This window comes from uncultured Paracoccus sp. (assembly GCF_947496875.1).
GTDB lineage: Bacteria > Pseudomonadota > Alphaproteobacteria > Rhodobacterales > Rhodobacteraceae > Paracoccus.
The window spans coordinates 117,679-139,620 of sequence record NZ_CANMEH010000007.1; the positions used below are offsets into that span (position 1 = coordinate 117,679).

19 protein-coding genes and 1 pseudogene are annotated in these 21,942 nt (G+C 67.5%); 13 read left to right on the forward strand and 7 right to left on the reverse strand.

Features of this window, described 5'->3' with window-relative positions; translation table 11 throughout:
* Window positions 1-6 precede the first annotated feature (6 nt).
* Together Q0938_RS10645 and Q0938_RS10650 are read right to left on the reverse strand one after the other, a co-directional pair.
* Entirely contained in the window at window positions 7-1,785 is a 1,779-nt protein-coding gene (locus Q0938_RS10645) for an SLC13 family permease (protein WP_299362099.1), read from the reverse strand.
* Between the two features lie 164 nt (window positions 1,786-1,949).
* Window positions 1,950-2,768 carry a TIGR00282 family metallophosphoesterase gene (locus Q0938_RS10650; RefSeq protein WP_299361936.1) on the reverse strand — a complete coding sequence of 273 codons (819 nt, stop codon included), beginning with the start codon at window positions 2,766-2,768 and terminating at the stop codon, window positions 1,950-1,952.
* Window positions 2,769-2,921: 153 nt separating this feature from the next.
* Between Q0938_RS10650 and gpmI the strand changes: the two genes are divergently transcribed.
* From gpmI to Q0938_RS10690, 8 genes are all read left to right on the forward strand, one after another.
* Window positions 2,922-4,448: a 2,3-bisphosphoglycerate-independent phosphoglycerate mutase gene (gene gpmI / locus Q0938_RS10655; RefSeq protein WP_299361938.1), complete on the forward strand. Its 1,527-nt coding sequence runs from the start codon at window positions 2,922-2,924 to the stop codon at window positions 4,446-4,448.
* Complete coding sequence (locus Q0938_RS10660) at window positions 4,445-5,659, forward strand: peptidase M23 (RefSeq protein WP_299361940.1); 1,215 nt, start codon at window positions 4,445-4,447, stop codon at window positions 5,657-5,659. The genes gpmI and Q0938_RS10660 overlap by 4 nt, the downstream gene beginning before the upstream one ends.
* Window positions 5,656-7,191 (forward strand): S41 family peptidase, encoded by a 1,536-nt coding sequence (locus Q0938_RS10665; RefSeq protein WP_299361943.1) that lies wholly within the window; start codon window positions 5,656-5,658, stop codon window positions 7,189-7,191. Before Q0938_RS10660 ends, Q0938_RS10665 begins: the two co-directional genes overlap by 4 nt.
* Window positions 7,188-7,685: an RNA pyrophosphohydrolase gene (locus tag Q0938_RS10670; RefSeq protein WP_299361945.1), complete on the forward strand. Its 498-nt coding sequence runs from the start codon at window positions 7,188-7,190 to the stop codon at window positions 7,683-7,685. The genes Q0938_RS10665 and Q0938_RS10670 overlap by 4 nt, the downstream gene beginning before the upstream one ends.
* Before the next feature lie 29 nt (window positions 7,686-7,714).
* Window positions 7,715-9,481: a mechanosensitive ion channel domain-containing protein gene (locus tag Q0938_RS10675; protein WP_299361948.1), complete on the forward strand. Its 1,767-nt coding sequence runs from the start codon at window positions 7,715-7,717 to the stop codon at window positions 9,479-9,481.
* 137 nt (window positions 9,482-9,618) lie between these two features.
* Complete coding sequence (locus Q0938_RS10680) at window positions 9,619-10,350, forward strand: DUF421 domain-containing protein (RefSeq protein WP_299361951.1); 732 nt, start codon at window positions 9,619-9,621, stop codon at window positions 10,348-10,350.
* A gap of 106 nt (window positions 10,351-10,456) precedes the next feature.
* Window positions 10,457-10,807 (forward strand): hypothetical protein, encoded by a 351-nt coding sequence (locus tag Q0938_RS10685; protein WP_299361954.1) that lies wholly within the window; start codon window positions 10,457-10,459, stop codon window positions 10,805-10,807.
* A 70-nt stretch (window positions 10,808-10,877) separates the two neighbouring features.
* Window positions 10,878-12,134 carry a lytic murein transglycosylase gene (locus tag Q0938_RS10690; protein WP_299361957.1) on the forward strand — a complete coding sequence of 419 codons (1,257 nt, stop codon included), beginning with the start codon at window positions 10,878-10,880 and terminating at the stop codon, window positions 12,132-12,134.
* A 178-nt stretch (window positions 12,135-12,312) separates the two neighbouring features.
* Here the strand turns inward: Q0938_RS10690 and dapD are convergent, their stop codons facing one another.
* Window positions 12,313-13,137 (reverse strand): 2,3,4,5-tetrahydropyridine-2,6-dicarboxylate N-succinyltransferase, encoded by an 825-nt coding sequence (gene dapD / locus Q0938_RS10695; RefSeq protein ID WP_299361960.1) that lies wholly within the window; start codon window positions 13,135-13,137, stop codon window positions 12,313-12,315.
* Window positions 13,138-13,242: 105 nt separating this feature from the next.
* On the opposite strand from dapD, the pseudogene Q0938_RS10700 reads away from it, so the two are divergent.
* Window positions 13,243-14,052: pseudogene (locus Q0938_RS10700) on the forward strand (LOG family protein); the annotation flags it as partial.
* A 249-nt stretch (window positions 14,053-14,301) separates the two neighbouring features.
* Here the strand turns inward: Q0938_RS10700 and rlmH are convergent.
* The 3 genes from rlmH to Q0938_RS10715 all read right to left on the reverse strand — a co-directional run bounded on the left by rlmH (window position 14,302) and on the right by Q0938_RS10715 (window position 16,749).
* Window positions 14,302-14,775: a 23S rRNA (pseudouridine(1915)-N(3))-methyltransferase RlmH gene (gene rlmH, locus Q0938_RS10705; RefSeq protein ID WP_299362100.1), complete on the reverse strand. Its 474-nt coding sequence runs from the start codon at window positions 14,773-14,775 to the stop codon at window positions 14,302-14,304.
* A gap of 22 nt (window positions 14,776-14,797) precedes the next feature.
* Window positions 14,798-15,229: a ribosome silencing factor gene (gene rsfS, locus Q0938_RS10710; protein ID WP_299362103.1), complete on the reverse strand. Its 432-nt coding sequence runs from the start codon at window positions 15,227-15,229 to the stop codon at window positions 14,798-14,800.
* Window positions 15,230-15,357: 128 nt separating this feature from the next.
* Entirely contained in the window at window positions 15,358-16,749 is a 1,392-nt protein-coding gene (locus tag Q0938_RS10715) for a mechanosensitive ion channel domain-containing protein (RefSeq protein ID WP_299361963.1), read from the reverse strand.
* Window positions 16,750-16,988: 239 nt separating this feature from the next.
* Between Q0938_RS10715 and leuC the strand changes: the two genes are divergently transcribed.
* The 3 genes from leuC to Q0938_RS10730 are packed head-to-tail and all read left to right on the forward strand — an operon-like array spanning window position 16,989 to window position 20,085.
* On the forward strand, window positions 16,989-18,425 hold the full coding sequence (gene leuC, locus Q0938_RS10720) for a 3-isopropylmalate dehydratase large subunit (protein WP_299361965.1): 1,437 nt from the start codon (window positions 16,989-16,991) through the stop codon (window positions 18,423-18,425).
* A 14-nt stretch (window positions 18,426-18,439) separates the two neighbouring features.
* A complete protein-coding gene (gene leuD / locus Q0938_RS10725; RefSeq protein ID WP_299361967.1) occupies window positions 18,440-19,045 on the forward strand; it encodes a 3-isopropylmalate dehydratase small subunit in 606 nt (201 codons plus the stop codon).
* Window positions 19,036-20,085 carry an endonuclease/exonuclease/phosphatase family protein gene (locus Q0938_RS10730; RefSeq protein WP_366942748.1) on the forward strand — a complete coding sequence of 350 codons (1,050 nt, stop codon included), beginning with the start codon at window positions 19,036-19,038 and terminating at the stop codon, window positions 20,083-20,085. Before leuD ends, Q0938_RS10730 begins: the two co-directional genes overlap by 10 nt.
* 15 nt (window positions 20,086-20,100) lie before the next feature.
* Here Q0938_RS10730 and Q0938_RS10735 read toward each other — a convergent pair whose 3' ends face one another.
* Complete coding sequence (locus Q0938_RS10735; RefSeq protein ID WP_299361969.1) at window positions 20,101-20,523, reverse strand: hypothetical protein; 423 nt, start codon at window positions 20,521-20,523, stop codon at window positions 20,101-20,103.
* 130 nt (window positions 20,524-20,653) lie between these two features.
* On the opposite strand from Q0938_RS10735, the gene leuB reads away from it, so the two are divergent.
* On the forward strand, window positions 20,654-21,781 hold the full coding sequence (leuB, locus tag Q0938_RS10740; RefSeq protein ID WP_299361971.1) for a 3-isopropylmalate dehydrogenase: 1,128 nt from the start codon (window positions 20,654-20,656) through the stop codon (window positions 21,779-21,781).
* Window positions 21,782-21,942 lie beyond the last annotated feature (161 nt).

Consider the following 21,942-nt stretch of genomic DNA (forward strand, 5'->3'; position numbering starts at 1 on the left):
GGTCGGTCACAACGGCCAGAACAGCGGGATGGCCAGGCATGCGACCAGACCCGTGATGATATCCAGCGGAATGCCCAGCCGCATGAAATCGCTGAACCGGTAACCGCCGGGCCCATAGACCAGCATGTGGGTCTGATAGCCGATCGGTGTGGCAAACGCGACGGAGGCCGAAAACATCACCGCGACGGCGTAGGCGCGCGGGTCGTGACCCAGCTGCAGGGCAAGTTCGATCGCTATGGGGGTCAGGATCACCGCGACGGCGTTGTTCGACAGAACCTCGGTGAGCGCGAGCCCGAGGAAATAGACACACACCAGGGTCCAGAACGGCGTCAGCCCCTGCAGCAGCGGCGCCACCGTGTCGACGATCAGCTTGACCGCGCCTGTGTGGTCCAGCGCCGCGCCAACCGCCAGCATGGCGAAGATCATCGCCAGCAACCGCGCCTCGACAAAGTCGAAGGCCTCGTCCGCGTCGACGCAGCCGGCCAGCAGCACCACCGCCGAGGCGATCATGGCCAGCGCGACGATCGGCGCGAGGTCCAGGGCGGCAAGCACCACGACCGCCAGCAGCGCCGCGATCGCGACCGGGGCGTGGCGGCGCCGGAACGGCTTGGTCGTCGGGTGGGTCACGCCGACCAGATCCATGTCAGCGGCCAGCCGCGCGATATCCTCGGCCGCCCCTTCCAGCAGCAGCGTGTCGCCGACGCGGATTTCCAGATCGTCCAGCTTGCGGCCGATGTTCTGGTTTCGCCGGTGCGCGGCGATCGGGTAGACCCCGTACCGTCGCCGCAGGCGCAGGTCACCCAGTCGCCGGCCGACCATGCGGGCACCGGGTGAGATCAGCACCTCGACCGTGTCGGTCTGGACCGAGGACAGCTTGTCCAGCGCCCGCAGGTCCTTGTTCTGCTGCATCTCCAGCAGATCGGCCATTTCCGACCGCAACACGACACGGTCCCCGGGACGCAGCACGACGTTTTCCATGTCGCGCCGCAACGAGGCATCGCCCCGCAGCACGTCGATGACACGCACCGCGTCGCGCTTGAACATCTTCACCTCGTTGATGCTCATGCCGACGATCGAGCTTTCCTCCGGGATCGCGACCTCGGTGAAATACTTCATCTCGGCGCGGTTGCTCAGGAACCCTGCCATGCTCGTGCGCTCCGGCAGCAGCCTCGGGCCAAGCACCGCGATCGCAACCGCACCGGCGGCCAGGACCGTCAGCCCGACCGGCGCGACTTCGAAGATGCTGAAGGGCTGCATCCCCCTGTCCTGCACCACCCCGTCCACCAGCAGGTTCGTCGAGGTCCCGATCAGCGTCAGCATCCCGCCCATCACGGTGAAGTAGCTGAGCGGGATCAGCAGCTTGCTGGGCGCGATGCCGGTCCGGCGGGCGACCTGGATGACGATGGGGATCATCACCGCGACCACCGGCGTGTTGTTCATGATCCCGGACGCGACCGCCACGAAGCCCATCAATGCGCAGATGGTCAGGACAGGATGGGCCTCGGCGCGTGCGGCGACCTGCTTCGACAGGGCGTCCAGTGCCCCGGTCCGCAACAGCCCCCCCATGATGATGAACATGAAGGCGATGGTCCACGGCGCCGCGTTCGACAGCACCGCAAGCGCATCCTCATAGGGCAGCAGCCCGAGCGCCAGCATGGCCGCGGCGGCGCCGATCGCCACCACTTCGGGGGGATGGCTCTCGCGGATGAACATCGCAAAGGTGATGGCGATGATGATCAGGGCGGCGATCGCCCCGGTCTGTCCCGCCAGTTCGAATCCCAGCATCAGGACGAACCCTTCATCACGCACCAGGTGCAGCCGTCCCGACCTGCCGGAAAACCCCGACCCGCGCAAGATCGCGTCCTTGTGAGCACGGGGAACTCCGCAAGGCCACCATCCGGACGCGGTCAGGCTGGAATGGACGCCCGCGATCGGCAGTCGCGCGGCGCTCAGTGCCCGGGCCGTGCCTGTGCCAGCCGTCCGCCCTGCCGCACCGGTTCCACGCCGGTCGCAAGGCCCGTCCGATCGTCTGTGGTGACCAGCACCCCCGACAGGGTCGCCTCACCCTCGGCGGGGCGAAACCTCTCCCGCCCCATGCCCGTCAGAAACCGCCGCATCGGCTCGGCCTTGTCCATGCCGATGACGCTGTCATAGTCGCCGCACATGCCGGCATCCGACTGATAGGCGGTGCCGCGCGGCAGGATCTGGGCGTCGGCCGTCGGAACATGCGTGTGCGTGCCGACCACCAGGCTGGTGCGTCCGTCGCAGTAATGGCCCATTGCCGTCTTCTCGCTGGTCGCCTCGGCGTGGATGTCCAGCACCGCGGCCTGCACCATCCCGCCCGCCGGATGCGCCCGCAAGACCGCATCCACCGCGCTGAACGGATCGTCGAAGGGGCGTTTCATGAACACCTGGCCCAGCGCCTGCAGCACCAGGATCTTGCGCCCGCGGACATCGGAAAACACCCCGGCGCCGCGGCCGGGCGCCTCGCGCGCAAAGTTCAGGGGGCGCAGCACGCGCGGTTCCGTGTCGATGAAGCCCAGCATGTCCTTCTGGTCGAAGGCGTGGTCGCCCAGCGTGATGCAGTCCGCGCCCGCATCGAGAAGCAGCCGCGCATGGGCGCCGGTCAGCCCGGCACCACCGCTGGCATTCTCGCCGTTCACGATGGTGAAATCGGCCCTGAGCTGCGTCTTGAGCTCGGCCAGTCGCTCGGTCATCGCGCGCCGGCCGGCCCGGCCCATCACATCGCCCAGAAACAGGATACGCATGGCAGCCGCCTAGATCAGTTGGGTTCTCGCTCCATGTCGGTCCATCGGGGTCACTTGGCAACCCGGCATCTCGCCGCCCGCGCGCCTTGCCCCATCTGCCGCTGCCGCGTAGTAACCGGACCCAACCGACCCTTCCCTTCAGGTGCCGTTCAGATGAGCCATCCGAAACCCGTCGTGCTGTGCATCCTCGATGGCTGGGGAATTTCGGACCGGCCCGAGCAGAGCGCCCCGGACTGCGCCGAAACGCCGACCTATGACCGACTGCGCCGGGACTGCCCGCATGCAACGCTGATCACCTACGGACCGGATGTGGGCCTGCCGACCGGGCAGATGGGCAATTCGGAAGTGGGGCACATGAACATCGGCGCTGGCCGCGTCGTGGCGATGGACCTCGGCCAGATAGACCTGGCCATCGAGAACGGCAGCTTCTACCGCAACGCGGAAATCCAGGCCTTCATCAACCGGATCAAGGCCGCCGACGGGGTTGCCCACCTGATGGGGGTGGCGTCGAATGGCGGCGTCCACGGCCACATCCAGCATGTCGTGGCCAGCGCCCGCGCGCTGGCCGATGAAGGCGTCCCGGTGGTGATCCATGCGATCACCGACGGGCGCGACGTTCCGCCGCAATCGGCGCAGGGCTTTGTCACCGAGCTACAGGGTGCCGTACCGGAGGGGGTGACGATCGGCACCGTCATCGGGCGCTACTACGCGATGGACCGCGACAACCGCTGGGACCGGGTGGCGCGGGCCTATGCGGCCATGGTCCGGGGCGAAGGCCTGGCCGCGGACACGGCGGACGCGGCGGTCAGCGACGCCTATGGCCGGGGCGAGACCGACGAGTTCGTGCAGCCGACGGTTCTGCGTGGCTATACCGGCGCGCGGGACGGCGACGGGTTCTTCTGCCTGAACTTCCGCGCGGACCGGGCGCGGGAAATCATGGCGGCGCTGGCGCAGCCCGATTTCGCGTCGTTCGACACGACGGGCCGGCCCCGCTGGTCCGGTGTTCTGGGCATGGTGGACTATTCGGCCCGACACGGCGGTTACATGACGGCCGCTTTCCCCAAGACGCAGGTGGAAAACACCCTCGCCCACTGGGTGGCCAGCAAGGGTCTGCGCCAGTTTCACATCGCCGAGACCGAGAAATACCCGCATGTCACGTTCTTCCTGAATGGCGGCCGCGAGGAACCCGAGCCAGGCGAGGATCGCTTCATGCCCGCCAGCCCCGGCGTGGCGACCTATGATCTTGCGCCCGAAATGGCGGCGCCCGAGGTGACCGATCGGCTGGTCGAGGCGATCGGGTCCGGCTACGACCTGATCGTCGTCAATTTCGCCAACCCCGACATGGTCGGCCACACCGGCAGCCTGCCCGCGGCCGTTCTTGCCTGCGAGGCAGTGGACCGGGGGCTGGCCCGCATGATCGAGGCGCTGGACCGCACCGGTGGTGCCGCGGTGATCATCGCCGATCACGGCAACTGCGAAACCATGATCGATCCCGAAACCGGCGGTCCTCACACGGCCCACACCACGAACCCCGTGCCGGTGATCGTCTATGGCGGACCATCGGGCGCCACGCTGCGCCCGGACGGACGACTCGCGGATGTGGCGCCCACGGTTCTCGAGCTGATGGGTCTGGATCTGCCGCCGCAGATGACCGGCCGCTCACTGATCTGCCCCGCATGAAAGGCCGGGGATCACGGCTGGCCGCAGGGCTGCTGATACTGCTGACGTCAGGTCCCATGGCGGTGGCCGCCGCCGATCCGGGGCCGACCTCGCCGGCCGAGGCCGCGGCGCGGGACGCCGCCGTCGCGGCGGATCAGCTGCGCGCGGCCCTGGGCGGGATGGATCAGGCGCTGACCGCAACGGACCAGGTCGTGGCACTGACCGGGATCATCCGCGCCTATGAAACCGGGCTGGCCGCGCTGCGTGACGGTCTGCGCCGGGCCAGCCTGCGCGAGGCCGAGATCAGGGCCCGCTTCGATGCCCGCCGCGACCGGCTGGGCCGGGTTCTGGGGGTGATGGCCACCATGCAGCAGTCACCCGAAACGGCGCTGCTGCTGCACCCCGCGGGCCCGGTCAGCACCGCGAGGTCGGGGATGATCTTGAATGCGGTCGCACCCGCCTTGCAGGCCGAGGCCGACGAACTCAGGGCCGGACTGGACGAGATCGCGACGGTTCGGGCCTTGGAAACCAGTGCGGCGAACACCCTGACGGAGGGGCTGCGGCAGGTGCAGGAAGCGCGCCGGCTGCTCGCCTCGGCCGTCAGCGACCGCTCATCCGTCCCCGTGCGGTTCGGTTCGGACCCCGAGGAATTGCGCACCCTGGTCGAGTCGGTCGACACCTTGGACGCATTCGCCAACGGCGTCGTGGGAATGGAGCAGGATGTCGGCGCGCCGATGGCCGACTTCGAGGCAGCGCAAGGCAGTCTGCCCCTGCCCGTCATGGGCGAGGTGCTGCGGGGCTATGACGAGCCCGACGCGGCTGGTGTCGAACGGCCGGGGCTGACCATCGCCACGGCGCCATCGGCGCTGGTTACAACGCCCTGGCCGGCAACCATCCGCTATCGCGGTCCGCTGCTGGATTACGGGAACGTGATGATCGTGGAACCCGCCCGCGACTACCTTCTGGTGCTGGCAGGACTAGATCAGGTCTTTGGCGAGATCGGCGACGTGCTCGCGGCAGGCGAACCACTCGGCCTGATGGGCGGAAAGGACAGCGTGGCAACCGAATTCGGCCTTGCGCCGGCTACGGCTTCGGCGACCGGCAACCCGTCAGGGCTGACCGAGACGCTGTATGTCGAACTGCGCCAAGGCAAGGAAACGCTGGACCCGAGCGACTGGTTCGTGATGAATCCGGTCGTGGGACAGTCAGATCAGATCAGGACATCCGAATGAAGAACTATCTCATTGCAGGGATCGGCGGCACGCTGGCGGGCATCCTGGTCACAACTCAGCTTGCCGGGCCGCTGATCGCACAGGAAAGCGGAAAGAACAGCTCGGTCTATCAGGAGCTCGACCTGTTTGGCAGCGTGTTCGAGCGGGTCCGTCAGGATTACGTCGAGCAGGTCGACGACAAGACCCTGATCGAGTCGGCCATCAACGGGATGCTGACCTCGCTCGACCCCCATTCGTCGTTCCTGTCATCCGACGACTATGCCGACATGCAGACCCAGACGCGCGGCAGCTTTGGCGGGCTGGGGATCGAGGTCGGGCAGGAGGACGGGCTGGTCAAGGTGATCTCGCCTATCGACGAGACCCCGGCCGCGGAGGCGGGGGTCCAGGCCGGCGACTACATCACCCATGTCGATGGCGAGTCGTTGATGGGCCTGACGCTGGACGAGGCGGTCGAAAAGATGCGCGGTCCGGTCGGATCGGAGATCACCATCACCCTGCTGCGCGAGGGCGAGACCGAGCCGTTCGACGTCAAGATCGTGCGCGACACCATCAAGCTGACCGTCGTGCGGACCCGGATCGAGGGCAAGACCATCGTTCTTCGCGTGTCCACTTTCAATGACGAGACGTTCTCGACGCTCGAGACGCAGATGGAAAAGGCGATCGCCGAGGCGGGCGGCATCGACAGCGTCGAAGGCTTCGTGGTGGACCTGCGCAACAATCCCGGCGGCCTGCTGGACCAGGCGATCCTGGTCAGCGATGCGTTTCTGGACAAGGGCGAGATCGTCAGCACCCGCGGCCGCAATCCCGAGGACAGCGAGCGCTGGAACGCCGAGCCCGGCGATCTGGCGCAGGGAAAGCCGATGGTCGCGCTGATCAACGGGGGCTCGGCCAGCGCCTCGGAAATCGTGACCGGTGCCCTGCAGGATCATCGCCGCGCCATCGTGGTGGGCACCAAGTCGTTCGGCAAGGGCTCCGTCCAGACCGTGATGCCGGTCACGTCGGAAAGCGCCATCCGCCTGACCACCGCCCGCTACTACACGCCATCGGGGCGGTCGATCCAGGCGCTGGGCATCAACCCCGACATCATCGTCGAGCAGCCGCCGCCCCAGCCCCCCTCGGAAGAGGGCGAGGAGGATCAGCCCCGCAGCGCGTCGAACTTCAGCACCTTCGAAAGCGATTTGCGCGGGGCGCTGAACAACGACTCGATCAGCGAAGAAGAGCGACAGCAGATGGAGGACGAGGCCAAGCAGGTCGAGGCCACCGCAAAGCTGCGCGAGGAAGATTACCAGCTCGCCTACGCCGTCGACATCCTGAAGGGCCTCGCCGCGGTCGAATACCGGGCCGCCGCCGTCCCCGAGGCGGCCAAGCCCGCGGTGACCGGAGAGGACGCGACCGGCGAGCCCGCGGTCCCGAGCGACGCCGATGAGGACAGCGACGCGGGCGCCGATGCGGGCGATGCCGAACCCGGTGCGGATGCCGGGTCCGCAGATGATGCGGACGCCCCCGCCGAACGACCGACGAGCCGCCCGTGACCGACGAGCGTCTGGGCCCGGGGGACCTGCCCTATCGGGCCTGTGCAGGCGTCGTTCTGGTCAACGACGAGGGCAAGGTGTTCGCGGGACAGCGCATCGACAATCCCGGGGATGCCTGGCAGATGCCTCAGGGTGGGATCGACCCCGGCGAAACCCCCCGTCAGGCCGCCCTGCGCGAATTGGGCGAGGAGACCGGCCTGACCCCTGACCTGGTGCGGATCGAGGCGGAAACCCCTGACTGGATCTATTACGACCTGCCGCCCGACCTGCTGGGCCGGATCTGGAACGGTTGCTTCTGTGGCCAGCGTCAGAAGTGGGTGCTGATGCGCTTTCATGGCCAGGACTCGGACGTCAAGGTGGACACCGAACACGCCGAGTTCAACCGCTGGACGTGGATGGCGCCGGAGCTGCTGGTCGACCGGATTGTCCCCTTCAAGCGCCACGTCTATGATCAGGTCTTTGCCCATTTCGCCGATCTGATAAGGCGCCCTTGAGAGCCGGCCTGCGGAATGGTGTCGCACGCATGATGCGCCCAGCCCCGCAACTCGGTGCGGTTGCCGCTCTGATCCGCCTCGTGATCGCCGTCGTGATCCTCGGCCTGTCGCTCTCCGCCAGCGGGCCGGCCCTTGCGCAGGTCGATCTGCCTGGAGGCGAGGCAGAGACGGGCGCGGGCGAAAACGGGTCGGACAGCGACGAGACCTTTCCCGCGGATCAACCCTTCCGCGGTTTGGCGCCCGCTGCGGACCACGCGGATCTGGCCTATCGCGACACGCCTTTCGGCAGCGTCTCCGAATTCCTGGAACTGGGATCCAACGGCGATTTCCGGTCCGCGGCCTGGATGCTGGACCTGACCGAGATTCCGGTAAGCGAACGCGCAACGCGCGGCCCGGAGCTGGCGGCGATGCTGTATGCCGTGTTGGACCGCAAGGTTCTGATCGACTGGCAGGCCCTCAACGATCGCCCCGACGCGCTGTATGAGCGCGCGTCCGACCAGAATCCGCTGGCCGGGGAAAGCCGGCGCAGCATCGCGATCGGTGTCGTGACGCTGAACGGGCGTGCCCTGAACCTGCGGCTGAACCGCCTTCAGCCGGAAGGTTCGGATGCATCGCCCGTCTGGGTGTTCGCCCGTCAGACCCTGCGCTACGTGCCCGAGATGTACGACGCCTTCGGGCCGACCCCGGTCGAACGTGCCATGCCCGAGGTCCTGCGGCAGAAGGCGTTCTGGGGCCTGCGATGGTGGGAGGCGCTGGTCGTGCCCCTGCTTGTCGGCGCCTCGGTCGTTCTGGCGCGGGTGCTCTACATCGTGATCACCAGCCTGGGCGAGCGCACGGCCGAAGCGACGGCCATGCGGTTCATCGTCCGCTCGCTGCGCTGGCCCATGATCATCCTGACGATCGCAGTCCTGGTCGATCTGATTGCCAGCAACGTCTTTGTTCTGTCGGGCCGGATCGAGGCAGTGCTCCGTCCCGCGGTTCTGGGGGCGTATTCGGTCGCGACCATCCTGTTTGTCGTCACGCTGCTTGACCGGATCGCGTCGTCGGTCGTCAAGACCAGCCCCGACGATCTGGCCGATCAGGAAAATGCCGCCGCCCGAAATGCCGCCACGGCGATCTCCGCCGTCCGCAAGTTCGTGCTGGTCGTGGCCAGCGTCATCGCGATCGGCGTGGTGCTTGCAGGCTCCAACGTATTGCCCTCGCTGGGGTTTTCGCTGCTGGCATCTGCGGGGGTGATCTCGCTGATCTTCGGCTTTGCTGCGCGTGAGGTGCTGTCCAACATCATCGCGTCGCTGCAGATCGCGCTGAACGGGTCGGCCCGCATCGGCGACCAGCTGATCTATGACGGCGAGTGGTGCACGGTCGAGAAGATCAACCTGACCTATGTTCAGTTGCGGGTCTGGACCGACGCCCGGCTGATCGTGCCCGTCGCCGACTTCGTGGCAGAGGCCTTCGAGAACCGGTCGATCGAGAACAAGTTTCTGACCTGGCCGGTCGAGGTCACGCTGGCCCACACGGCCGATGTCGAGGCGCTGCGGAACAGATATGCCGATCTGGTCCGGGAACTGGACGATCCCGACTCGGTGGACATGGACGGCCTTCAGGTCCTCGTCATCGAACACAGCGAATGGGGCCAGCGGGTCCGCTTCTACTTCCCCTCCGACCATCCCTCGACCGGCTGGACGCAGTCCTGCCAGATACGAGAGGCGGTGATCGCCGAAGCGGCGCGGATCGAGGCAGAGACCGGACGCCAGATGCTGCCGCAGATCGACCCGGCGGCCGAGGCGCGCCGCTGAGGCGGCAGCCGCGAGCCTCTCTTGTCAAGCCGGCGTCCTCGTGCGTCCGCACGGCATGCTTGCAGCTGCACCCTAGCTTCGCCATTACCGCCTCGCCAGCGGCACACCCATCCGCCGGGTTCATCAGGAGAGGTTGCATGGACGAACCCGTCGTCCCGTTTGAGCTGGCGCGCATGTTCCTGGGGGATCACGAGCCGCTGTTCTACCTGGAGATCGTGTTCCGCACGGTGCTGATCTACGGCTACACGCTGGCGCTGATCCGCTGGATCGGCGGGCGCAGCGTCGCACAGCTGTCGATGATCGACCTGCTGCTGGTGATCGCGCTCGGGTCCGCGGTCGGCGACGCCACCTTCTATCCGGACGTGCCGCTGCTCGAGGCGATGCTGGTGATCACCGTGATCGTGCTGATCAACAAGGGCCTGGACAAGCTGATCGAACGCTCGGACCGGGCAAAGCGGGTGATCGACGGACGATCGATCGCGCTGGTCCGGAATGGTCGGATCCTGGCGCGCGGACGGGCCGCCCGCGACCTGTCCACGGCCGAGGTCAAGTCGATGCTGCGCGCCCACGGGGTCGCCAATCTGGGACAGGTGGAAATGGCGTTCCTCGAAGCGGGCGGCGGGGTGTCGGTGTTCCGCCGCGAAACCCCTTTCCCCGGGCTGAGCCTCGTTCCCCCCGACGATGTCACCCCGCCGGTGCCGCTGCGGATCCCCGGCGAGGCGATCGACGGGCGCGTCTGCTGCACGGCCTGCGGGGATGCTCGGCAGGCGCACAACGTGCTGCCCGACGTGCCTTGCCGTCAATGTGGCAACCCGCAGTGGACCGCGGCCCGCCTGTTCGCGGACAGCGAGATGCATCAGCTGGACTGAACGGCCTGCGTCCGTCCCGGGAAAGCTGCTCGTTGATGCCTTGCCAGCGCCGGCACGCTGGCCCATGCCCGGATTTCGATTGGGCGCTGATACGGGAGAGAGCAGGATGACCCAGCAGGTCTATACACTGGTGGTCGAGGTCGGCCGCAAGGAGGGCGACGGCCTGCCGGACGGCGCGTCGGGCGCAGGGCTGGTCTGCTATGCTGCCGGCAAGGACCAGGCCGAGGCGGTGCGCGAGACCGTTGCGGTGCTGAAGCAGGCTGATCTCGCCCCCCTGGAGGTGCAGGGTTACGGCAGCCTGGACGAACGGCAGGCCCAGGGTCATGAGATCCCGCCGGGCGAACGCGAGCTGATGGATCGCGCGCTGCGGGAAAACGCCGTCATCGTCGCCCAGATGGAGCCATACTACGACGGAGACCATCCTGCGCCGGTTTCCCGGGAATCAGGCAAGGACTAGCTTTCCCTGTCTTCACGACTGCGCTACCCTGACGGGAAAAGAACATAAACCAACAAGGGCAGACAGTGACATGAACCCAACCCTTTTCCGCCTCGCCGCCTCCGCCGCCGTGATCGGGGCTCTGGGCTCCTGCGGAGTCGCCGTCCAGACCTCGGGCGGGGTGCCGGGTGCCGGCGTCGAACCCGCGGCGATCCCGGCAGCCGCCCCGGCGGACGCGGCCGGGCTGCAGCGCTGGGTGCAGAACTTCCGCCCTCGCGCACTGAGCCAGGGGATCGCGCCCGCCACGTTTGACCGGTCGATGGCGCTGGCCCGCTTCAACCCGGAGGTCATTCGTCTTGATCGGAGGCAGGCCGAGTTCACCAAGCCCGTCTGGCTGTATCTCGACGGCGCGGTGTCGGACACGCGCATCGCCACGGGTCGGGAAATGGCGGCGCGCCATGCCGGCGTGCTGTCGGCCATCGAACGCCGCTATGGCGTGCCGCGGGAAATCGTCCTCGCCGTCTGGGGCATGGAATCGAATTTCGGATCGAACCGGGGCCGGATGCAGGTGATCCCGTCGCTGGCGACGCTGGCCTATGACGGGCGCCGGGCGCAGATGTTCGAGAACCAGCTGATCGCCGCGCTGAAGATCATCCAGGCCGGCGACACCGACCCCGCGCATCTGCTGGGATCCTGGGCCGGGGCGATGGGGCATACCCAGTTCATGCCGACCTCGTTCCTGGAATACGCGGTCGACTTCACCGGCGACGGCCGCCGCGACATCTGGTCGGATGACCCGACCGACAGCCTTGCCTCGACGGCGGCCTATCTGGCCCGCAACGGCTGGGTCCGGGGCCAGCCCTGGGGCACCGAGGTGCAGCTGCCCCAAGGGTTCACGGCGGTGGGCAAGGGCACGCGCCGGTCGTCGGCCGACTTTGCGGCGATGGGTGTCAGGTCGATGGACGGGCGGCCCCTGCCCGCTGGCGCGGGGTCGATCATCCGGCCGGCCGGCGCGCGGGGCCCGGCGTTCCTGATCCTCGACAACTTCCGGTCGATCCTGCGCTACAACAACTCGGACAACTATGCCCTGGGCGTGGCCTATTTGGGCGAGGCGATCGCCGGGCGGCGCGGCATCACCGGCGCGTGGCCCCGCAGCGACCGGCCGCTGAGCCAGGCCGAACGGATGGAGATCCAGCGCCTGCTGGCGCGGCGCGGGTTCTATGCCGACGAGATCGACGGCAAGATCGGGTCCGGCACGATGGAGGCGATCGCCGCCTACCAGCGATCCATCGGCGCGGCCCCCGACGGCTATGCGACCTCGATCCTGCTGGGACAGCTGCGCGGCTGACCGGGCCATGCCCTGCTGCGCGTGATCCGTTCACAGGCAGCAGGGCAGTACCCGTAACATCGCGAGATCGCCCTGTGCAGAACGATCCTGGAGAACCGGGCGAGCGACATTTTGCACCGGAATCGCCGCCGCGTCCGGCCCTCGTGGCAAGCTTCACACGCCGACGGGCCTGACCGGATCAGTCGCGCAGCAGATCGTTGATGGATGTCTTGGAACGGGTCTGCGCGTCCACACGCTTGACGATCACGGCGCAGTACAGGTTGACCCCGTTCTTCGACGGCATCGATCCGGCCACGACGACCGAGCCGGCCGGTACTTCGCCATACATGACCTCGCCGGTCTCCCGATCCACGATCTTGGTGGACTGGCCGATGAAGACCCCCATGCCCAGGACCGAGCCTTCGCGGACGATGCAGCCCTCGACAACCTCGGACCGGGCGCCGATGAAACAATTGTCCTCGATGATCGTGGGTCCGGCCTGCATCGGTTCCAGCACGCCGCCGATCCCGACCCCGCCAGACAGATGGACGTTCTTGCCGATCTGCGCACACGACCCCACTGTGGCCCAGGTGTCCACCATCGTGCCCTCGTCCACCCGGGCGCCCAGATTGACGAAGCACGGCATCAGCACTGCGCCCTTCGCAATGAAGGCCGAGCGCCGGACCACGCAGTTCGGCACGGCGCGAAACCCGGCCTCGCGCCAGCGGGCGTCGTCCCAGTCGGCGAACTTGCTGTCGACCTTGTCCCACCAGGTTCCGCCCTGCGGCCCGCCGCGCTGGATCTCCATGTCCTTCAGCCGAAAACCAAGCAGAACGGCCTTTTTCGCCCACTGGTTGACGTGCCAGTCGTTTCCGCGCTTTTCGGCGACCCGCAGCGTGCCTGAATCCAGGGCATCCAGCGTCGCCTCGATGGCGTCGCGGGTTTCGCCGCTGGTAGCTGGGGTGATGGACTCCCGCTGGTCCCAGGCGGCCTCGATGGCGGTCTCTAGCGCGGCGTCGGTCATGGGGCCTCCTGTGGGCAGCGGGTGGAAACTGTCAGCCCCGGGCTATAAGCGGGGGACCGGGATCACGCAACGCTGCGGGTCCGCGCGCGCGACACGAGGGCATGGATGACCGCCGAAGAAGACCACCGCAACGTGTTCCGCCACAGCGACCAGGATGCCCGGATCACCGCGCACGAGCCAAGCACGCCACAGACGCGGGCGCCTGCCTATCGGCTGGCCTTTACCGACACCGAGTTCATGCTGCGCGACGAGCTGCGCCCGGTGCGGCTGCAGCTGGAACTGCTGAAGCCGCAGATGGTGATGGACGAACGCGGCGTCGAAAGCACCGTGGTGATGTTCGGCGGCGCCCGCATCCCTGCCCCCGCCGTGGCCGACCGTGCGGCAACCCCCACCCTGGCCAGTCTGGCGCGCTACTATGTCGAGGCCGAGCGCTTTGCCCGGCTGATGACCGAACGCAGCATGGAAAGCTATGGCCGGGAATGGGTGATCTGCACCGGTGGCGGGCCCGGCGTGATGGAAGCAGGCAACAAGGGCGCACACGAAGCCGGCGGCCAGTCGATCGGATTGGGCATCGTGCTGCCTCACGAACAGGCGCCCAACCTGTTCGTGACCCCCGACCTGTGCTTCAACTTCCACTATTTCGCCGTCCGCAAGATGCACTTCCTGATGCGGGCGCGGGTGATCACCGTCTTTCCGGGCGGGTTCGGAACGCTCGACGAGATGTTCGAGACGCTGACCCTGATCCAGACCCGGCGGATGCAGCGGGTGCCGGTCCTGCTGTTCGGACGCGACTTCTGGGACGGGATCATCAACTGGGCCGCCCTGGCCGAGGCGGGCACGATCAGCGCCGAGGATCTGGGCCTGATGCGCTATGTCGAGACGGCGGACGAGGCCGTTGCGGTGATCGACAGCTGGCCGGACGACGATTGTGAGCCGGGCGAGGAGACAGGCGCGCTGATGGACGCCGAGCGGCTGGCCGAACTGCCCGGCACCGCGGTCGGGTCGCCTGCTCCCGCCCGCCCGGCCCCGTCCGGAAACGGCGCAGGGCACGGGAAGGACAACAGACCTGCAACGGACACCCCGGGCGGAGCCTGAAGGACTGGACGCGGGAATATGACCCCGGAAATGCAGCTGCTCTTCGGCGGCGCACTTGGGGCCGCGTCGTCAGGTCCGATGATAGGGGCCGCCGGCCAGGATCGTCGCGGCGCGGTACAGTTGTTCGGCCAGCATGACCCGCACCAGCATGTGCGGCCAGACCATCGCCCCCAGCGAAATGACAAGGTCGGCGCGGGCACACAGGGCCGGGTCAAGTCCGTCGGCGCCGCCGATCAGGAACACGGCGTCGGATCGCCCGTCATCGCGGTACCGCGCCAGTTCGGCGGCGAAGTCGGGTGAGGACAGCGACCGCCCCCTTTCATCCAGGGCGATCACCGGCGCGCCGGACGGGATCTGCCGCTCCAGCAGGGCCGCTTCGCCTGCCCTGCCGCCGCGCCGGCGATCCTCGACCTCGACCACCTGCACGGGTCCGAGCCCAAGCGCGCGCCCGGTCTGTTCAAATCGGCCGAGGTAGTCAGTGATCAGCGCCGCTTCGGGGGCGCAGGTCGGCAGGCGCCCGACCGCGGCGATACGCACCCGCAGCACAATCGGGCGCCAGCCCTGCCTACTGGCTCAGCTGCATGCCGGCCTCACGGGCGCGATCCGCCCGCAGGCCGCCCAGGGCATCGGCCGGCATCCACATCTTTTCCAGCTGATAGAAGTCGCGCACCTCGGGCCGGAACACATGGACGATGACGTCGTCGGTGTCGATCAGCACCCAGTCGCCGGTGTCCTTGCCTTCGATCCGAACCGAGCGGCCGGTTTCATGCTTGAGCCGATCGGCGAGCTTTTCGGCGATGGCGCCAACCTGGCGGGCGCTGCGGCCGGATGCGATGACCATGTGGTCGGCCATGGCGGACCTGCCACGCAGATCGATGGTAACGATATCCTCGGCCTTGTCGTCTTCGAGCGAGGACAGGATGCGGCCCAGCAACTGGTCGCTGGATTCCGCGGCGGTCGCGGTCGGCGTTGCGGCCGACGGGACGGTGGTGGACAGGGGACTTCCTCCGGTCAGCGCGCCGAAATGCCCCGGCGCCGGGATAAGGCACAAGATAGCACGATTGCGTCTTGTTTCAACGAAGCTGCGCCGCTTGTGATTACCGGCACCGCCAGACAGGCGATTTCTCACTCGGTCGGGATCATCGCTGCACGCTTTGCAGCCGCGCGGTCGGCCGCGCTGGGTTCGTCGGCCGCGATCGTGGTGCCTGTCTCGCGGTCATGCAGGATGCGAATCTCGCGCTGCGGAAAGGGGATCGTCACGTTGTTGGCCCGGAACGCGTCCCACAGCGCCAGAAACACCTGCCCCCGCACATTCGTCAGCCCCTGCTGCGCATCCGTGATCCAGAACCGCAGCAGATATTCGACCGAGCTGTCACCGAACCCGGTGATCCAGCAGACCGGCTTGCGGTCCGAACTGACCCGGGACACGTGGCTGGCGGCCTCGATGGCCAGCCGGCTGACCACATGGGGGTCGTCGTGGTACGAGGCGCCGAACCGCAGGTCCAGACGCACGAAATCGTTGGTGTGCGACCAGTTCACGACCTGGCCGGTGACCAGATCCTCGTTCGGGATCAGGTACTCCTTGCCGTCGCGCGTGACGACGCTGACATAGCGCGCGCCCAGGCTGTCGATCCATCCAAACGTCTCGCCCAGGCTGATCACGTCGCCGGGCTTGATGGACTTGTCCAGCAGGATGATGATGCCGCTGACCAGGTTCGACACCACCTTTTGCAGGCCAAAGCCCAGACCCAGCCCGATCGCACCGGAAAACACCGTCAGGCCGGTCAGGTCGATGCCCAGCGCCTTGAGCCCCAGCAGGATTGCCAGCGAGAACAGCAGCACCCGGGTCACCATGCCGATCAGCACCCGCACCGATGGCGACAGGTCGGCGTTGCGCGCCAGGCTGCCTGTGATCAGCCGTGACAGCACGCGCACCAGCGAGATGAGCAGTCCCGCCACGATCAGGGTCTGCAGCACCGACAGGATCGACAGGCGATAAGCGCCGATCGTCAGCGCAACGCTGTCCAGCACGGCCGTGGCAGGGTCGAGCAACTGCAGGAAGTACAGCGTCACCCAGATCCATGCGCCCCAGCGCACGATGCGGCGCAGGAAGCGGTTTGTTATGATCCGGACCCCGAACTCGATCACGACCCAAGCGGTGGCGATCGACGCCGCGAGCGCGATAAGCTGGCTGCGCGACGGCCACGTCACCTCGCGCATGACCAGCACGACTACCCAAGCAAGCACGGCAAACAGGATCACGCGAAGCTTGCGCTGGACCAGCAGTCCCAGCCGCAGGCGCCATTTCGGCCATCCCACCTGCGCGCGCAGCCAGCGGTCCAGCTTCGGGCGCAGCCACAGCCGCGACAGATGCGCGATCAGCACCAGGCCCAGGATCACCGCAAGCTGCCGCAACCGCCACGGCAGCAGCATCAGTTCGAAGAACACCCCGATCTGGGACCAGAGGCTTCTGCCGGCGTCGTAGACTTCGGGGGCCAGGCTCTCCATCGGTGCCATCACACCATCGCGCCAGACCTGCCGCAAGTGACGCGTGACGCCGGCGCCCGCCCGGCGGGCCGTCGATGCTTGAAACCGCCGGGGTGGCGACGTAATCTATCGGCCATGTTCCGGTATTTCGACATTCAGGACCGCGTGCGCCTGCCAGGCCGGTTCCACGGCGCCAGGCTGTCGGTGACGGCGCGACTCTAGCGGGCTGCGCCCCACGCCCGTTGACCCTTCTTCAGACCGAGGACGCCATGACCGGCACCACGCACACCACCGGCCCCCGTACGCTTTACGACAAGATCTTCGACGCCCATGTCGTCGAACGGCAGCCGGACGGAACCTGCCTGCTGTATATCGATCGCCACCTGGTCCACGAGGTGACATCGCCGCAGGCCTTCGAGGGGCTGCGCATGGCGGGCCGCAAGGTTCACTCCCCCGAACGCACCATCGCCGTGCCCGATCACAACGTGCCGACCACGCCCGACCGGGTGAACGGGATCGAGAACCCGGAAGGCCGCCTGCAGGTCGCCGAACTTGACAAGAACGCCCGCGATTTCGGGGTGAACTATTACCCCATGAACGACATCCGGCAGGGCATTGTTCATATCGTCGGACCCGAACAGGGCTGGACTCTGCCCGGCATGACGGTCGTGTGCGGCGACAGTCACACCGCGACCCACGGCGCCTTCGGGGCGCTGGCGCACGGCATCGGCACGTCCGAGGTCGAGCATGTGCTGGCCACCCAGACGCTGATCCAGAAGAAATCCAGGAACATGAAGGTCGAGATCACCGGCAAGCTGCGCCCCGGTGTGACCGCCAAGGACATCACGTTGTCGATCATCGGCCACACCGGCACCGCCGGCGGCACCGGCTACGTGATCGAGTATTGCGGCGAGGCAATTCGCGACCTGTCCATGGAAGGCCGGATGACGGTCTGCAACATGGCCATCGAGGGCGGTGCGCGCGCCGGTCTGATCGCCCCCGACGACACCACCTTCACCTACGTCAAGGGACGGCCGCATGCCCCCAAGGGCGCTGCCTGGGAAGCGGCGGTGGCCTGGTGGCGGACGCTGAAATCCGACGACGACGCGCGCTGGGACAAGGTCGTCACGATCCGGGCCGAGGACATCGCGCCGGTGGTGACCTGGGGCACGAGCCCCGAGGATGTCCTGCCGATCACCGCCGCGGTTCCCGCGCCGGAGGATTTCACCGGCGGCAAGGTCGGGGCGGCCCGCAGGTCGCTGGACTACATGGGTCTGACCCCGGGCACCCCGCTGTCCGACATCGCCATCGACGCGGTGTTCATCGGATCCTGCACCAATGGCCGGATCGAGGACCTGCGCGCCGCGGCCGAGATCCTGCGCGGCCGGCATCTGGCAGCCGGCGTTCGCGGCATGGTGGTCCCCGGGTCGGGCCTCGTGCGGCTGCAGGCCGAAGAGGAAGGTCTGGACAAGATCTTCACCGACGCCGGGTTCGAGTGGCGGCTGGCCGGGTGCAGCATGTGCCTGGGCATGAACCCCGACCAGCTTGCGCCGGGCGAACGCTGCGCCGCGACCTCGAACCGCAACTTCGAGGGACGCATGGGGCGCGGCGGCCGCACCCATCTGATGTCGCCGATCATGGCCGCCGCGGCCGGGGTCGCGGGGCATCTGGTGGATGTGCGCGAGATGATGGCGCAACCGGTCTGAAGCAGGGACACATGATGGAAAAGTTCACCACCCTGACCGGCATCGCGGCGCCCATGCCACTGGTCAACATCGACACCGACATGATCATCCCCAAGCAGTTCCTGAAGACCATCCATCGGTCGGGCCTGGGCAAGAACCTGTTCGACGAGATGCGCTACAACCCCGACGGGTCGGAAAACCCCGATTTCGTGCTGAACAAGCCCGCCTACCGGGACGCGCAGATCATCGTGGCGGGCGACAATTTCGGCTGTGGCAGTTCGCGCGAACACGCGCCCTGGGCGCTGAAGGATTTCGGCATACGGGCCGTCATCTCGACCAGCTTTGCCGACATCTTCTACAACAACTGTTTCCAGAACGGCATCCTGCCGGTGGCGCTGCCGCAGGACGCGGTCGACGCGCTGATGCGCGATGCGGAAAACGGGGCGAATGCGCGGCTGACGATCGACCTGGAAAACCAGGTGGTGATCGGCGCCGACGGGACCGAATACCCGTTCCAGATCGACCCGCACCGCCGGCACAATCTGCTGAACGGGCTGGACGACATCGGGCTGACGCTCGAAAAGGCGGCCTCCATCAGTAGCTATGAACAGCAGGCTGCGCAGTCGCGCCCTTGGGTCTGATCCGCGCAACGGCGCTGCTAATCCTGCTGGCCGGCCCGGCTGCTGCCGAGACGTTGCGGGTCGCGACCTGGTCACCCGATCTGAGCCGCAAGGGACCGGGTCTGCTGCTGAAGGACATCCGGTCTGGCAAGGATGACCAGATTGCCGCGGCGGTCCGGATCATCCAGGCGGCCGATGCCGATGTGCTGCTGCTGACCGGTTTCGACTGGGACCACGACGGGATCGCGCTGCAGGCATTCGCGATGCTGCTGGATCAGGCCGGGGCGTCCTATCCCCATCGCTTCGCGGCGCAGCCGAACAGCGGCGTGCCATCCGGGCTGGATCTGGATGGCGACGGGCGCACGGGCACCGGCGACGACGCGCAGGGGTTCGGGCTCTTTACCGGCCAGGGCGGCATGGCGATCCTGTCCCGCCTGCCGCTTGGCCCCGTGACCGACCACAGCGCCGTGCTGTGGCGCGACCAACAAGGCAACCTGATGCCACAGACCCCCGCGGCTGTCGCCGCGGTGCAGCGGCTGTCCTCGACCGCGCATTGGGACGTTCCGGTGACGGTGGGCGCGACGACGCTGCGTCTGCTGGCCTTCTCCGCCACGCCGCCGGTCTTCGACGAGCCGGTGACGGATCGCAACGGCCGTCGCAATCATGACGAGATCGTCTTCTGGGCATCGCACCTGCCCGACGCGCCGTTCGTGATCCTCGGCGACTTCAACCTAGACCCGGTGGACGGCGAGGGCCGGCGCGAGGCGTTCGACCGCCTCTTGCCGCATGTGCAGGATCCCGCGCCGGTCAGCGGCGGCGGACGCCTGGCGCCGCAAACGGGCGCCAACGCGATCCAGAAAGGCGATCCCGCGCGCGACACGGCCCAGTGGGCGGCGGCGGATGGGCCCGGAAGCCTGCGGGTCGACATGATCCTGCCGGCACGCGGCCTGACGGTCACCGACTCAGGCGTGCTGTGGCCGGCACCGGACCAGCCGCTGGCGCAGGATGCCGCTACCGCCTCCCGTCACCGGCTGGTGTGGGTCGATCTGGCCCTGCCGTGAGGCAGTTCGCGCGGGTCACTGCGACTGGTTGATCGGCGTGGTCCCGCCCCCCAGCGCCACCAGCCTGTCGATCAGCTGTCCCGCCGTGGGCCCGACCCGGTCACAGGCGTCCGGATCGTCCAGCAGCTTGAAGGCCGGCCCATAATAGGTGCTGTCGAACGCCTGCGGGTCCAGTCCCAGCCTGGCCGCCAGCCGGTCGCTGGTTCCGGTCACCAGCGTCCATTCCGCATCGCTGATCGGATAACCGGGACAGTTGGACGTGATCACGTTGACCTGCGCCAGCTGGGACAGCAGCGCTTTTGCCTCCTCCTCGGGAAGGCCCGATACATCCGGCAACTGCACCGTCATCCCGCCATCGGCGTGGGCCGGATGCGCGGTCAGGCCCGCGGCGCCTGCACCCACGGCGGCCGTCAGAACCCCTGCAAGGATAGCCCTCATGCCGTTTCCCCTCAGTTCAATCGGGCTGCATCCCGCCCCAGCCTCTGCCGAATCGCAAGCCACTTCGGCGTGAGCTTGACCCGGCGAAACCGCCCGTCTAGGCCGGGGCAACAGCGCGAAAGGACCCAGCATGAACGATGCGTTCTCCCTTCTTCTCCTGCCCGGCGACGGCATCGGCCCCGAAGTCATGGCAGAGGTGCGCAAGGTGATCGACTGGTTCGGCCGCAACCGGGGAATGCGCTTTTCGATCGACGAGGATCTGGTCGGCGGCTGCGCCTATGACACGCATGGCACCCCGCTGACCGACGCCACGATGGCCAAGGCGCAGGCGGCGGACGCGGTGCTGCTGGGTGCGGTCGGCGGACCGGCCTACGACAATCTGGACTTCAGCGTGAAACCGGAACGCGGGCTGCTGCGGCTGCGCAAGGAGATGGACCTGTTCGCGAACCTGCGCCCGGCCCAGTGCTTCGACGCGCTGGCGGATTTCAGCTCGCTCAAGCGTGAGGTCGTGGCCGGGCTCGACATCCTGATCGTGCGCGAACTGACCTCGGGCGTGTATTTCGGCGAGCCGCGCGGCATCCATCCCGACGACAACAACCCGGACAACGAAGGCGGGCGTGTCGGCATCAACACCCAGCGCTATACCTCGGGCGAGATCCGGCGGGTGGCGCGGTCGGCGTTCGAACTGGCCAAGCGGCGCCGGAACCGGGTCTGTTCCATGGAAAAGGCCAACGTCATGGAATCCGGCATCCTGTGGCGGGAAGAGGTCCAGTGGGTCCACGACAACGAATATCCGGATGTCGAGCTGACCCACATGTATGCGGATAACGGCGCGATGCAACTGGTCCGCAATCCGCGCCAGTTCGACGTGATCGTGACCGACAACCTGTTCGGCGACATCCTGTCCGACGCTGCGGCGATGCTGACCGGGTCGCTGGGGATGCTGCCATCGGCGAGCCTGGGCACGCCCATGGCCAACGGCCGGCCGAAGGCGCTGTACGAACCGGTCCACGGATCGGCGCCCGACATCGCCGGGCAGGGCAAGGCCAATCCGATCGCCTGCATTCTGTCGTTCGCGATGGCGCTGCGCTATTCATTCGACAAGGGGGCCGAGGCGGACCTGCTGGAACGCGCGGTCGAACGGGTTCTGGCCAACGGCGTGCGCACCGCGGACCTGATGGGTCCCGAGGGTGGCACACCGGTCAGCACCACCGAGATGGGCGACCGCATCGTAGAGGCGCTCGGCGCACTCGGGTGAGTCCCGTCCGCCGGGGCGCGGGGCGACAGTCGGCAGCATGGCCTCTACGGCACATGACGCGGTCCTGGTGTCACGCGGACCTCTCCGCTGCGTCAGGCCCGCGGCGCCGGCCGTTCACTCCCGTGACGGCCTCAGGCATCGTGGGCAACGTGCCGATCTCG

Coding starts and splice junctions, on each gene's coding strand:
- Q0938_RS10665 (WP_299361943.1), top strand. CDS start 5,656: ATGAAGAACTATCTCATTGCAGGGATCGGCGGCACGCTGGCGGGCATC.
- dapD (WP_299361960.1), bottom strand. CDS start 13,137: ATGACCGACGCCGCGCTAGAGACCGCCATCGAGGCCGCCTGGGACCAG.
- gpmI (WP_299361938.1), top strand. CDS start 2,922: ATGAGCCATCCGAAACCCGTCGTGCTGTGCATCCTCGATGGCTGGGGA.
- Q0938_RS10675 (WP_299361948.1), top strand. CDS start 7,715: ATGATGCGCCCAGCCCCGCAACTCGGTGCGGTTGCCGCTCTGATCCGC.
- leuB (WP_299361971.1), top strand. CDS start 20,654: ATGAACGATGCGTTCTCCCTTCTTCTCCTGCCCGGCGACGGCATCGGC.
- leuC (WP_299361965.1), top strand. CDS start 16,989: ATGACCGGCACCACGCACACCACCGGCCCCCGTACGCTTTACGACAAG.
- Q0938_RS10735 (WP_299361969.1), bottom strand. CDS start 20,523: ATGAGGGCTATCCTTGCAGGGGTTCTGACGGCCGCCGTGGGTGCAGGC.
- Q0938_RS10650 (WP_299361936.1), bottom strand. CDS start 2,768: ATGCGTATCCTGTTTCTGGGCGATGTGATGGGCCGGGCCGGCCGGCGC.
- Q0938_RS10680 (WP_299361951.1), top strand. CDS start 9,619: ATGGACGAACCCGTCGTCCCGTTTGAGCTGGCGCGCATGTTCCTGGGG.
- Q0938_RS10660 (WP_299361940.1), top strand. CDS start 4,445: ATGAAAGGCCGGGGATCACGGCTGGCCGCAGGGCTGCTGATACTGCTG.
- Q0938_RS10690 (WP_299361957.1), top strand. CDS start 10,878: ATGAACCCAACCCTTTTCCGCCTCGCCGCCTCCGCCGCCGTGATCGGG.
- Q0938_RS10645 (WP_299362099.1), bottom strand. CDS start 1,785: ATGCTGGGATTCGAACTGGCGGGACAGACCGGGGCGATCGCCGCCCTG.
- leuD (WP_299361967.1), top strand. CDS start 18,440: ATGGAAAAGTTCACCACCCTGACCGGCATCGCGGCGCCCATGCCACTG.
- Q0938_RS10715 (WP_299361963.1), bottom strand. CDS start 16,749: ATGGCACCGATGGAGAGCCTGGCCCCCGAAGTCTACGACGCCGGCAGA.
- Q0938_RS10685 (WP_299361954.1), top strand. CDS start 10,457: ATGACCCAGCAGGTCTATACACTGGTGGTCGAGGTCGGCCGCAAGGAG.